The organism is Haloterrigena turkmenica DSM 5511 (genome assembly GCF_000025325.1).
GTDB classification, from domain to species: domain Archaea; phylum Halobacteriota; class Halobacteria; order Halobacteriales; family Natrialbaceae; genus Haloterrigena; species Haloterrigena turkmenica.
In genome coordinates this window covers 1,170,729-1,184,066 of sequence record NC_013743.1, presented here as the reverse complement: position 1 = coordinate 1,184,066, position 13,338 = coordinate 1,170,729, and the positions used below count along the sequence as shown (strand labels likewise).

The following is a 13,338-nucleotide window of genomic DNA, read 5'->3' as shown; positions in this document are numbered from 1 at the left end:
GCACGCGGCTCTCATCTACTCTTACCGTGACGACAATTACTATGCCATTGTTAAGGTCTGAAACGCCCGTATAGGGCCGGTCTGAGCGACCGACGAGTTCGGCCTATCGGATCTATAATAATGGGCTGACTGTCGGTACCGTCGGATCGACAATGTCACAGCAGCGACCGACCCGCCGACGAGTTCTCGCACTGTCGAGCGCAGCCGCGGCCGCCGGCCTCGCGGGCTGTACCGATCAGCTCAATTCGGTCCTCGGCGGATCGGACGACGATTCGGATAACGAAGAGACGGACAACGAGTCGACCGGACAGGCGGCGGCGCTGGCCGACGGCGTTCCGTCGCTCGAGACCGAGTACAATAGCCGCGAACAGTACCGCCAGCCCGGCGAGTCGTTCGACGACTTCAGCGATCTCTCCGAGTGGGAGGTCACCCGGGGATCGGGAAGCGCCGACCAGGACGTCGTCTTCAACGGCGACCAGAGCTTCAAACTGGAGTCGAACGGCCAGGAAAATATCGTCGCCCGACTGGATGTGTCGGACAAGGACTTCACCGATACGGACCTCTCGTTCGCGATCCGGACGACGACTCCACAGAACATCACGATCAACCTGCAGCTGGTCGACCAGTTCGGCAGCGCGAAGACGTACTCGCTGCGGGAGATCACCTGCCGGAGCCCGGACGTCGCCTGGTTCCGCTCGAGTCCGGGCGTCTTCTCACAGAGCGACTACGACCCCTCGCTCGACGCCCTGGATCGCCTCGAGATTCAGGTTTTGCACACCATGGACCAGGCCGAGGTCTGGATCGACGACATGCGGACCCACGGCAAGCCGGATAAGGGGTACGTCATGCTGACCTGGGACGACGGCACCCGCGACTATTACGAGACGGCCGCGCCGCTGCACGACGAGTACGGGTTCCCGGCCGTTCAGGCTCCGGTGCCGCGCTGGGTCGAACGAAACGACGGCGACAGCATGACGGTTGCGGAGCTTCAGGAACGGCAGGACGCTGGCGACCAGATCGTCGTCCACGGGACCCACGATCCCATCCACGAACTCGACGACGAGGAGCGGATCCGGAACCGCCTCAAGCACGACAAGCAGTGGTACATCAACAAGGAGTTCGAGGGCGCAGACTACATCGTCTACCCACACAACAGCTACGATAAGGCGAGCCTCAAGCACGCGACCGACTACCACTACTGCGGTGGGTTCAACCAGTCCGGTAACATTAACACGACCAGCGTCTACGGCTTCGATCCGCTGGCGTTACCGCGGACGATCGGCCACGATCTCGACATCGCGAAACGGTGCGTCAATCTCGCCGCCCAGCACCGCCAGTGTACGGTTCTGAACTTCCACGCGTTCTCCGAACAGAACACGATGTCCGAAACCGACTACGCGAAGCTGCTCAAGCACATCGACAACGCCGACGTCGAGGTCATCACGTTCGACGGTCTCTGGAAGCTCCGGACCGAACAGCACTACTGAGCCTGCGTCAGTCGTTGATCCATCCTTGTGGTGACGAACGGTTCCATTCGCCCTGACCGGAGAAGAATCCCGCAGTGAACGCGGAATCCGGGACCGATCAGTCCGTCGAGAGCGCGATCGATTCCGTGTCGGTCTCGCCGTCGTCGCTGGTCACGCGCAGCACGACCGTGTCGCGGGCGTTCGCGCCGACGGTCACCGTGATCGTCTCACCGGTCTCGTCGAACTGCGCCGTCTGACCGACGTCCCACTCGTAGCGGATGATCTCGCCGCCCTGGACGTACGATCCCGACGCGTCGAGCTCGACCTGCTGTCCGGACTCGAGGGCCATCGCGGCGCCGTTTCCGGGACAGGTTTCGATCGACGCGACGGGCGCTTCCGCCGCCTCGTCTTCGTCGCCGGACTCGTCTGCGTCGTCAGTCTCGGCCTCCTCGTTCGTCTCGTCGCCGTCGTCGGTCTCGTTCTCGTCGGTATCCTCGTCCGGATCGTCGGACTCGGCGTCGCCGTCGGTCGCCTCGAGTCGAAGTGCGTCGGTCAGCAACCGCTCGACGATCGCCGAGTGCCACTGGACGCGCGTCTCGAGGGGAACGTCGGTCGAGAGCGTCTCCGCGAGGAACGCGTCGGTGCCGAGGTCGCGGGCGGCCTTGTGGACGAGCAACCCTCTCGGGTCGGTGTTGGAGCTGGAGAACGGCCCGGTCTGGAAGGCGAGCGACCGGTCGTCGACGTAGTTGCGGGTGACGTACTCGGCCGCATCGGCTGCGGCCGCGGCTGCCTCGCCGTCGGAGTGGAAGATCGCCTGTCCGACGCCGTCGACGGGATCGTTCGCGTAGATACCCGTCGACTCGTGGAGGTCGATTACGATGTCCGGATCGTACTCGACGATGACGCTCCAGAGCGCCCGGGCGAGGTCGGTCTCCGGCTCGCGCCCCTCCGGGAACTGCCGGTTCAAGTCGATGCCGTCGTCGTCAGTTCGCGTCCCGCGTTCGATCGCGACCGCGTTCGCTTCGGGGATGGTGACGAGGGTTCCGGCACCGATCTCCCAGTCGGCGATCGCGCTCGCGGCCGTATAGCCCCCCACCTCGTTGCCGTGGACGCCGCCGACGACGACGGCCGTGGGGCCGTCGGCGTCCGCACTCGTGACGTAGACCGTCGTCTCCTCGGCCGTTCCCTCGCGGATCGTAAAGGACTCCCGAGACGTTCCGTCCGCCTGTGCCCCACCGACTGCAGTCGCGCCGGTGCCTGCGATCGCACAGGCACCCGCGAGTGACAGTACCGATCGTCGTGAAAGCGCATTCCGCTGCATTCCACCGCTCGCTTCACTAGTAGACGTGTTTACTATCGCGAGAATAACGTCAGCAGACATTCTTTTTCTTCGCTCGAAACCGTCGTGAAACGGTTGTAGAGATCGAATCCGTCCGGTTCGGCTCGAGGTGGTTGGCGTCCGCGCTCGACGCCGCTACCGAACGCCGTGTTGCTCGTAGAACCGCCGAACGCGGTCGTCAGTCAGTAAGGGCCCGTGGACCTGAATCGATTTGAGGCCGGGGTAGCTGTTGGCTTCGATGACGGTGAAGCCGCCGTCGTCGTCGGTCACGATGACGTCCCAGCCGACGTACGGGACGTACGAGCAGGCGTCGGCCATCTCGAGGACTCGCGATCGAATCCGCTGCCAGCCGGGGATCTGCTTCCCCTCGATCGCCATCCCGGTGTCAGGGTGTTCCGAGTGCCACTCGACGCCGTCGTCGCCGTCACGATCACCGTCGCCGTCGAGGGGTTGCGCGCCTTGGCCGAGTTCGCCCGTCTCGCGGTCGATCGACGCGGAGAGGCCGCCCTGCGTGAAGTTATCGAGCGGCGCCGATTCCGTCGTGCCGATCCGCTGGATCGCCGCGGCGACGAACGGTTCGTCGAGGACGTCGTCGTACATCGTGATCAGCCGGATCGTGTTCGGCGTCGTCGGGTACAGCGCGGCCGGGAACGACCCCTGGTCGACGAACTCGCAGACGAGATAGTCCTCGAGGCCGGCGACCAGCGATCGGAACTCGGCTTCGGTGTAGTGGTCGCCGTCGACCCGGTAGCCGTCGTCGGCACGCGAACACAGCAGGACGTTGTTCCCGCCGCCGCCGTGGACCCACTTGAGGACCAGCCGACCCTCGGCCTCGAGTCGGTCGACGACTCGCTGGGCGGCGTTTCTCGTCTCCGTCCGCGGCGACGGCCGAGCCGGCTCGGACGCCGGTCCGCCGACGCCGATCGGCTCCGGGGCCGTCGGCCCCCCGTCGGCCATCTCGCGGCCGCGTCGACCGTCGACGGGGTGGTAGGTTCCGTCGCGGAGCAGCCCGTAGACGGTCATCCGCTCGGCGTCGAACGGCTGCATGAGCCGGTGAAAGAAGAGCTTGTTCGAGAGGGCCACCGACCACGTCCCGTTGATCTGCTTCGTGCGCACGAACCGCTCGTAGTCGCTCACGTAGTCGCGGTAGTTCTCTGAATTGAGATCGTAGACCGCGTCGGAGCGGCTCAGGAAGCCGCGCCGCCAGAGCCAGAGGCGTCGGCGAAGCGGTCGCGAGACGTCCGACTCGTACTCTGACCCGACGAGTCCCTGCACCGACCTGGCCGTGTGGTAGAGCGTTCTGACGTTCACGGATGAGGCTGCCACGCGGCTCCTGTTAGTTATCGAACCACCAAGACAGTTGCAGTCAGAGTGCGGACGATGTGACCAACAGAAATTGTACAAATCGGGCGATTCACTCCCTCTAGAAGAATATTTTGGGTTTGAACGGCTACTCAGTCAGGACGCGACGGACGATCGCCGTCCGCTCGACTGCCGTCGCGGCGAGGACGGCGAGGACGAGCGCGACCGTTGCGACGATCGGGAACGGGCGCCGTCGAACGCCGCTGCCGGCGGCCCAACAGAGGCCGGGATACTGTCGCGTGGACGCGGCAGCGCCGCGCAGGTACCACAGCCCTCGGAGGAGACGGCCCTCAGAGAGGTAGGCCTTCGCGACGACGAGCCGGTGGGCGGCGCGGATCTCGTACCCCTCGGCTTCGAACCGTTCGACCTCCTCCTCGTAGATCGAGAGGTACTGCTCGCTGGCCTTTCGGATGACGGCCGCCGGCGGTTGGCCCGTCTCCTCGCGGACGACCAGCGGTTCGTCGACGTACGCGAGCTTGCCCGCCTCGAGCACTCGTAGACAGAACTCGGGGTCCTGAAACCGATCGAGTTCCTCGTCGAAACCGCCGATCTCCCGGGCGACGTCGGTCCGGACGAGCAGGGTCGAGCCGGCGCCCGGCTGCACCTCGTCGGCCAGAATCGGACCGATCAGTTCCTCGCCGCCCTCTCGCACGGGCTCGTCGTCCGACCGCGCGAGGGCGGACGCGGCGACCCCGCGGAGGCGGTCGTTCGTCCCCGACAGCTCGTAGGTCGAGTCGCAGTAGACGCCGACCCACTCGTCGGATTGCCCCTCGAGGGCGGCGAGTTGCCGCTCGATTTTCTCAGGGCGCCACTCGTCGTCGGAGTCGAGGAAGGCGACGTACTCGCCGCGGGCGTGCTCGATACCGGTGTTCCGGGCCACGTTGGCCCCCTGGTTGGTCGCGTGGACGACGGGTCGGACCCGAGGGTCCTCGTAGTCGGCCAGCACGGACGGCGTCTCGTCGGTCGAACCGTCGTCGACGACGACGACCTCGAGGTCGTCGACCGTCTGTGCGAGCGCGCTGTCGATCGCGCGCGGAAGCGTCTCGGCTCTGTCGTAGGTCGGGATCACGACGCTGACTCGTGGCATTTCTGCCACCTCCGGACGGTCGAGCCATTATTATCGCGTCGCTAAACGCCGGGAACGACGGTGATTCCGGGCGACTCGAGTCGATCGCGCCGGATTCGGAACGCGCGAATCGGGGATCGTTGCGACCCGAATCGGTGCGACTCGAGCCCTAACAGCTGTATAAGAAAGGCCGACAGGTTCGTCGACCCGGGTAATGACCCACTGGAACGGACGACCGCTCGTGCCACCTGGTGGCACTGCGAGGATGAGCAGATTCGCCGATGACCGCACGGCGACGGCGCGGAACGCCGCTCTGACCGCCCCGCCGGAGGGACGCTGATGTACCGCGGAGCCTCAATCGGCGTCGTGATGCCGGCGTACGACGAGGAGGGATTCGTCGGCGACGTGATCCGCGAGATGCCCGACTACGTCGATCGGATCTACGCGATCGACGACCGATCGACCGACGGGACCTGGGACGAGATCCTCGAGGCGGCCCGCGAGGACGCCGACGCGAACGCGGGACGCGACGCGGCCGACGACGCGCCGCTCGTGACCGACGGTGGCGCGTCCGCGCTCACCGCACGGGCGTCGGTCCGGGACTCGATCGGACGGGTCGTCCCGATCCAACACCGCGAGAACCGCGGCGCCGGCGGGGCGATCAAGACCGGGTATCTCGCCGCGCGCGCCGACGGTGTGGACGCGACGGTGACCGTCGACGCCGACGGCCAGATGGACCTCTCGCAGATGCCGCGACTGCTCGATCCGCTCGTCGAGAACGAGGCCGACTACGCGAAGGGCAACCGCCTCCTCTCGCGGGAGTACCGCGCCGCGATGCCGCGATTTCGGTTCGTCGGCAACGCGATCCTCTCGTTCCTCACCAAGATCGCCTCCGGCTACTGGAAGACGATGGATCCCCAGAACGGCTACACGGCCATCTCCGGCGACGCCCTCAAGGCGATCGACCTCGAGAACCTCTACGAGTACTACGGCTACTGCAACGACCTGCTGGTGAAGCTGAACGTCCACGGGATGCGCGTTGCCGACGTGGCCATGCCGGCCGTCTACGGCGACGAGGAGTCGAGCATCACGTACTCGGAGTACATCCCGAAGGTGTCGACGATGCTGCTGCGGAACTTCCTGTGGCGACTGAAGACGAAGTACCTCGTGCTGGACTTCCACCCGCTGGCGCTCTTCTACCTCGTCGGCGCGGGACTGGCCACGACCGGTGTCTTCGCCGCCGCCGTGACGCTGTTCGCGACGCTCGCGACGGTCGGCCCGTCGGTGCAGGGGTCGACGACCGTGCTCTTGCTCGTCGCCGGCATCGCGTTCCTGCTGTTCGCGATGGTGTTCGACATGGCCGAGAGCGAACATCTCGAGCGCCAGGTTCGTTAGACCCACGTTCGACTCAAGAGCCGGCGCAGCGCTCCAGTTCCGTCGTCGTGATTCGCCCCGTCGTTCCGTTTTCGCTGTCGTCGACCGGTTATCGTTCCCGAGCTCACTCCACCGGGTTCCGACACGTCGGTCCGCAGTGGAGCTCGTTTTCGGTCAGCCCGAGAGTCGACTCGAGTGGACATCCGAACACTGGACTCGACGATCGCGATCGATCGATCGCGTTCTCTCGAACGGTTCGTCAAAGGAATAGCAACGATCGCGCAGCGAGCAGCGGCGTTCCGCGAAAATCGGGATCGAACCCGGTGGTCGCGCTCACTCCGCCGACCGATCAGGGAAGGAGGCTCTGGACGCCGGAGCCGAGGATGCCCAGCGCGAGTCCGGAAACGAACAGCGACAGGCCGGCGACGAACAGCAGGCTCTGGAACCAGCTTCGCGTTTCGCCGTCCTCGCCGCCTTCGTTATTCTCCAGTGATACCTGTATCGCGGCCGCCCGGGAGCCGATCGGATCGGGAAACACCGAGAGGATCTCGAACGGTTCGGACGGATCCAGTGCGCCGACCAGCAGCGCGAAGCCGACGAAGATCCCGAACCCGACCGGCGGGACCACCGCGAGCGCGAGCCACGGATTCGCGATCGCCGTCGCGAGAGCGATGATGGGGACGGCCGCGAGGACGGTCGTCAGCGCCGCCCGGCTGAGCCGCGCGTCGGCGAGCGGATCGAAACCGACGCGGCGGGCGCTCCAGCAGTGGCAGACGAACATCGTCCCGTAGCCGATACTGGTCGCGATGGCCGCACCGTGCATTCCATAGCGCGGGATGAGCGCGGCGTTGAGCACGACGTTGAGCAGCGCCGCCACGCCGGTGGCCGCGATCGGATACCGAAGCGTCCCCTCACCCTGCGAGACCGCGAGGATCGGTCGAGCGAGCGCGAATCCGAGCGCCCCCGGGAGCAACAGCAGGAGAGGTTCGATCGCCGGGATTGCCTCGTCGCCGAAGTAAATCGGCACGGCGACATCGGCTAGCGCTGCCAGCCCGACCGCCATGACGGCCGTCAGGAGGAACGTGTACCGCGTCGCCCTGGATGCGAGTTCCGAGATCTCCCGGTGTCGATGCTGGGACCATAGCTCCGACGTCGAGTGGACGAAGACGGTCTGGATCGCTAGCGGAACGAACCAGAGGAACTCAGCGAGCGTCAGTGCCGCACGGTAGTTCCCGACGGCCGCGCTCTCCCGGAACCGCTGGAGCATCACGATATCGATGTGGTAGAGCGACATCAGCAGGAACACGAGCACGATGCTCATCGAGTTGAACGAGAGCATCTGCTTGCGTGGGAACCGTTCGGTCGGCGTACTGGTGAGACACGACAGTGGGACTCTGCGATGGACGATGGTCAGCCCGACGACGGCCACGAGCAGGCTCGCGACCAGATGACCCGCGAGTACCCCTATCACGCCGACCCCAACGAACGCTAGCGGGACCGCGACGGTGATGAAAGCGACCGTATCGAGGATCTTCAACGGTTCCGAGTAGCGCTCGAGGCCGAACCCCATGAGCGTCTTTCGGGCGTAGTCGCGGAACTGCGCCGTCACGACGAGGACGGCGAGCGCGTAGAAGTAGATCGTAAACCCGTCACCGAACGCACGGTCGACGATCCCGAACCGCGCGGCGAGAATCAACAGGACGGCGCCAACGACGGCGAGACCGATCGCCAACCGTAGGTAGAAGCCGACGACGTGTTCGCTCCAGTTCGCGTCGTTGCGGTCCTCCGCGAGGAACTTCCGGACCCCGTCGGTGACCCCGGAACTCACGAAGATCATGTAGATGGCGAATACGGACAGCAGGAACGCGTAGTCCCCGTAGCTCGACGGGCCGAGAAACCGGTAGAGGAGCGGCGTCGAGAGGGCAGTGAGGAGCTGCACGACGACCTTCACACTGACGACCGAGAAGACGCCGCTCGCGATACTTCGATTCACGCTCTCACCGGGGAGCGTCCGTGCCGAAGGTCGGCGGCTCCCCTCGCCGACGCCCGTTCAGCATCCAGCGTGCTCACAGTAGTGCGACGTAGCGACGGCGAAGGGTTATTATACGGGTGTTAAACCCCGATGAGTGGCCGATACAGTCGATCTCCGTCCTCGCAAGGGGGACCGTCTCGACTATTCGATCGTGTTCTCCCAGGTCGTGACGCCGCTCGCGCCGAGGTCGCGGATCCCGCCCGCGAGGCGATTCTTCTTGAGGGTCGGGTTCTCCGCGGACGCGTAGAGACAGACGGCTTCCTCGCCGCCCGTCGACTCGAGGTCGGAGTCGCGAACGAGCGCGTCGGTCCCGACGTCGAGGAACGGATACTGGCTGGCGCGCAGCTCGCTCTGGTAGACGGTCAGGTCCGCGCCCGTGTTGACGATGGCGTTCCGGTCGGTCCCGTCGCGACCCTCCTGGGTGACCGAGATGTGGCTGAACCGGCAGTTGTCCCGTTCGCAGCGGATCCCGTCGCGGAAGCCGCTGGCGTCGCCGGATCGGCCCGAGATCGTGAGGTGTTCGGCGAGGATCCGCTCGGATCTGTCGCTGTCGCGGATCCACAGCGGGTAGCCGCCCGCGGTCTCGTGGCTGATCGACGTGTCTGCGATCGTCGTCTCACCGCAGTCGGGCGAGAGGACGATGCCGTGGTTGACGCTCGACCCGCGGATCCGAACCTCGGTGTCCTTGATCCGAGCCTTTTCGCAGGTGTTCATCACCGAGATCGCGTGACTCGTTGGCATCGGCGAGGTGATATTGACGAGTGCACCGTGGATTTCGATGTTTTGACCTTTCTCGATCCGGATCCCGCGCTGGGTTCGATCCTCTGGTCGTGACTCGTCGACCTCGACCGTCGGCCACCGGATAACGCTGTTCGCGCCGCCGACGCGGATGTTCGCTCCGTTGCTGTTCCGGTAGAGACCGCCGCTGACTACGATCTGCCCGTCGCTGCCCGCCGCGTAGAGACCGTTGTTCGGGAAGCCGCCGAGCCAGCAGCGTTTGAACTCGAGGGTACCCGCGTTCTGGTTGGCCTCGATCCCGATCGGGCCACGCCAGCGCTGGCCCGCGTTCGGCGTGTTCTCGACCCACGCGCCGCCGTCCGGCGCCCGAAACCGCTCAACGAGTCCCGTCCCGTCAGGATCGGTGATGTTGAACAGTCCCGGGCCCCACGTGCCGCTGTCGTGTTGGCCGCGAACGGTGATGTCGCGCACCTCGAGTCGATCGGAGACGTAGGCTTCGATCGCTCGGATCCCGGTATCGGGGGCCGTCTGATCGACGTCGAACCCCTCGAATCGGAGGCGACTGCCGGGGTTGTAGGTGACGCCGAGACGGAACAGCCGAAACTGCGGGCCGTCGAACGTGTGGTAATCCGCCGGGACGAGCGTCGCGTCGTCGCCGACGAAGCCGATGTTCTCGAAGCCCGTGTATCGGAACTGTTCGTCCATGTAGTAGCGCCCCTCCGGGAAGACGAACAGCGTGTCGTCGGCGCGCAGGTCCTCGAGGACGGGCGTAATCGATTCCGACCCGGTGTTGTCAGCACCGGCCTCGACGATGTTGACGACGTTCTCGTACTCGTCGTAGTATTCCTCGTACGGAGCCGTCGTGCTCGAGGCACTGGCCGTCGTCGACAGACCGAGACCCGCCACACTTGCGGCCGCGAGTCCACCTAGCACCGTGCGTCGTGTTTGTCCATCACCTGTCGTTCCGTCGTCAGTAGATCGCTCGGCACCAGTCCCATCCGACTGAAACCGCGGGTTCATCCCATCCGAACGCCGCAGATCGCTTCGTTCCACCATTGATAGTCACTTTGTTCTGAATGATGACGGGGTCCAGTAACTATGGCTTCGGATAGCAAGCTTTTAAGTTCGGAACATCTCAAAGTAGTGATCAATTACCGTACACTTGCATCAGGCACAACCGACTGCTGTACTAATAGTGCCCACTTTGAGGTGCTCTTGGGCCGATATTCGACGTCTTTCTGAATCACTGATTAACTAGATGGTATTGTCAAATATTTATCCACTCTGCGTCTGACGTGCGTCCGACGCCGGCCGGACACGCCCTCGAGTTCCCCCTCGGTTCGATCCCCACTACTGATTCGGCATTCGATCGTTCTCGATCGTCGCCGTGATCAGTTCCGCGATGGCGCGTCGGAGTCGCTGGGAGACTGCCGAGTCCGAGATGCCGAGCCGTTCGGCCAGATCGTCCTGCGTAATCCCGCGCGGAATATCGAAGTAGCCGCCGTAGTATGCCATCATGAGGATCTCGTGTTGCTGGTCGGTCAGGTGGAAGGTACCGCTGTCGGAGACCGACGTGTCGTACAGCTGGGTCACGCGAAAGGAGATTCCGCGGTCGCGACACCGCGCTCGAAACGCGATCAGCGCGTCCCGGTTGGGCAGGTAGATGCGAGCGACCCAGCCGCGTTCGCCGCTCGTGACCGTGAACACGAACAGCCCGTGCCCGCCGCCCCAGTCGGGGAGGACCGCGAGATCGGTCTCGAGTGCGATGCGGAAGATCGTTCGGTTCTCGAACGTCGCGATGCGCGTCGGATCCGAGACCGTCGGATCCGCCGCCATCGACTCCTCGAGAGCCGCCTCGTCGTCGCTGAACGCGGAGACGAACTGGAACCGACGGCCGTCGGTCGACGTCTCGTATTCGTACCTGAACGTCGTCCCGGGATGGTTTGCGATCGTCGGTGCCAGCGCGAGCTCGTCGTGAACGAGGTGAACTTCGGCGATAAATCCCATGCGATGCCCGTTTCCTATCACGTGATCGGGAACGGCGTCCAAACCTATACGGTGGATAAGCGACCGTTGCAGTGATCAGGACGGCTGCGAGTCGGTCGGCGACTCAGTTCAGATACCCCAGATCGGCCAGCCGGTCGGTCACGTCTCCGTCCGGCTCCGCTCGGTCTGGGTCGGCGCCGTCGTCCTCGTAGATTGCGTACGACGTCGGCTCGGTCGCGTCGACGACCGGCGCGACGCTCCCGTCCATGCGATCGCTGTACGGGACGCCCATCGAAGACAGAACCGTCGGTGCGACGTCGAAAATGTGGACGCGCTCGAGCGACCCCGCCTCGTCGATCCCCTCGCCCGCGGCCACGAAGATGCCGTCGAGCTTGTGGTTCCACGGTTCGGCCGGGCCGAAGTACTCCCCGTTGCGCAGCTGTTCGGAGATCATGTGGTCGAAGCCGTTGGGGATCGTCACGATGTCGACGGTGTCGTCGGCGTAGTCGCCGTGGAAGTACCGTTCGCGCGGCGCGACCGTCTCGAACAGCGCCTCGCCATCGGGCGTTTCGACGGCCTGCAGTTTCCGCATCAGTTCCTCGCGGAACGCTTCGTACTCCTCGGGCGGGACGACCCCGTTCGGATCCCGTCCCTCGAGGTTGATCCGGACGCCGAGTTCGGTTCGGGCCCTGACGTAGGCCGCCGAGTTGACGAAATCGACCTGCTCGTTGGCCGTCCGCGAGACGCCGCTGGGCGCGTACTCCCGCGCGAGGTCGGCGAGGCCGACCCGCTCGAGGGCGGCCCTGATGCGACTGGCGGTGATCCCGAACCGGGCGGCGACCGACGCCGCACGCGCCGTCGCGCCCGGCTCCCAGGACTCGCACTCCTCACCCTCGCGGAGCCGCCTGCGCATCGGCGTCCACGACGGCATCCCCTTCCCGCCGGTCGTCGTCTCGAGGTAGCCCTCGTCCCGGAGGAACTCGTTGATCCGGAACTCGTAACCGTCGTAGGGCCCCATCCCGTGATCGCTCACGAGGAAAACCCGGTCCGGATCGCAGGCCTCGAGCACCGCCCCGAGCTGGTCGTCGGTCGCCTCGTAGACCCGATTGACGAGCTCCTCGTCACCGGCGAACTCGTGGAAGACCGTGTCCGTCTTCTGGAACTGGAGGAAACCCAGGTCGGGCTCGAACTCGTCGACGAGGTACCGGAACGCATCGCCGCGCATCCGGATCAGGTTTCGGTACTCCGCGATCTTCTCGTCGTCGGACAGCGAGTCGTCGCCGCGCGTGTAGTCGGGGTAGACACGGTACTCGCCGATCTCGTCGCGGACCTCATCGAGGAGCCCGTCGGGGTGGCAGGGCGGATCCTCCGGCCCCAGAAAGCCGGGGATCACCGCGCCGTCGAACTCGTCGGGCGGATGGGTCACCGGCGCGTTGACGACGACGCTCGAGCGGTCGTGTCGGTCCAACAGCGTCCACAGCGGATGCGCTCGGACGTCGTCGTTGCTCGTCACGTGCCAGTCGTAGCCGTCGTAGCCGACGAAGCCGACCACGCCGTGTTTGCCGGGGTTGACGCCCGTGTAGATCGACGGCCAGGCGCTGGGCGTCCACGGCGGAATCTGGGACTCTAACGGCGCGGTCACACCCTCGGTACACAGCCGCTCGATGGTCGGAATCCGATTCTCCTCGAAGAGTCTCTCGAAGACCGGTCGACACCCCGCGTCGATCCCGATAACGAGCGTATCTAGCCCATCCGATTCGCTCTCGGTACGCTCGGTCGGTGTGGTGTCGTCACGGTCAGGCGTCCGTGTCATCGTTGCAGTAGATTTGGTTGTCGTCGGTCGCTTCGGTCGACCGCCGCCGACTCCCTCCCGGCAGCGGTTTCGGTCGATACGGCACAGCTATCTATACACTGAAAGAGAGGTTAGACACTTCATTATCGTTCCGTTAAACCGGCAGAGACGCCCGAAATTCGG

General features: G+C 65.1%; 9 protein-coding genes. 2 read left to right on the top strand and 7 right to left on the bottom strand.

The annotated features are described in order from the left end of the window. The first annotated feature begins 152 nt into the window (after positions 1-152). Positions 153-1,487, top strand: a complete 1,335-nt coding sequence (locus HTUR_RS05605) for a polysaccharide deacetylase family protein (RefSeq protein ID WP_012942331.1) — start codon at positions 153-155, stop codon at positions 1,485-1,487. A 97-nt stretch (positions 1,488-1,584) separates the two neighbouring features. Here the strand turns inward: HTUR_RS05605 and HTUR_RS05600 are convergent, their stop codons facing one another. The 3 genes from HTUR_RS05600 to HTUR_RS05590 form a co-directional block, all read right to left on the bottom strand. Further along, on the bottom strand, positions 1,585-2,787 hold the full coding sequence (locus HTUR_RS05600; RefSeq protein ID WP_012942330.1) for a M99 family carboxypeptidase catalytic domain-containing protein: 1,203 nt from the start codon (positions 2,785-2,787) through the stop codon (positions 1,585-1,587). Between the two features lie 153 nt (positions 2,788-2,940). Next, positions 2,941-4,116, bottom strand: coding sequence for a sugar-transfer associated ATP-grasp domain-containing protein (locus tag HTUR_RS05595; RefSeq protein ID WP_012942329.1), 1,176 nt, complete (start codon positions 4,114-4,116; stop codon positions 2,941-2,943). Positions 4,117-4,255: 139 nt separating this feature from the next. Next, positions 4,256-5,254, bottom strand: coding sequence for a glycosyltransferase family 2 protein (locus HTUR_RS05590; protein WP_012942328.1), 999 nt, complete (start codon positions 5,252-5,254; stop codon positions 4,256-4,258). Positions 5,255-5,572: 318 nt separating this feature from the next. Between HTUR_RS05590 and HTUR_RS05585 the strand changes: the two genes are divergently transcribed. Further along, positions 5,573-6,628: a glycosyltransferase family 2 protein gene (locus HTUR_RS05585; RefSeq protein ID WP_012942327.1), complete on the top strand. Its 1,056-nt coding sequence runs from the start codon at positions 5,573-5,575 to the stop codon at positions 6,626-6,628. A gap of 328 nt (positions 6,629-6,956) precedes the next feature. On the opposite strand, the gene HTUR_RS05580 is transcribed toward HTUR_RS05585, so the two are convergent. The 4 genes from HTUR_RS05580 to HTUR_RS05565 form a co-directional block, all read right to left on the bottom strand. After that, positions 6,957-8,600: a flippase gene (locus HTUR_RS05580; protein ID WP_012942326.1), complete on the bottom strand. Its 1,644-nt coding sequence runs from the start codon at positions 8,598-8,600 to the stop codon at positions 6,957-6,959. 180 nt (positions 8,601-8,780) lie between these two features. Next, complete coding sequence (locus tag HTUR_RS05575; protein WP_012942325.1) at positions 8,781-10,397, bottom strand: hypothetical protein; 1,617 nt, start codon at positions 10,395-10,397, stop codon at positions 8,781-8,783. A 330-nt stretch (positions 10,398-10,727) separates the two neighbouring features. Then, positions 10,728-11,384: a helix-turn-helix domain-containing protein gene (locus HTUR_RS05570; protein WP_012942324.1), complete on the bottom strand. Its 657-nt coding sequence runs from the start codon at positions 11,382-11,384 to the stop codon at positions 10,728-10,730. Positions 11,385-11,487: 103 nt separating this feature from the next. After that, entirely contained in the window at positions 11,488-13,176 is a 1,689-nt protein-coding gene (locus tag HTUR_RS05565; protein WP_012942323.1) for an alkaline phosphatase family protein, read from the bottom strand. Between the last annotated feature and the right edge of the window lie 162 nt (positions 13,177-13,338).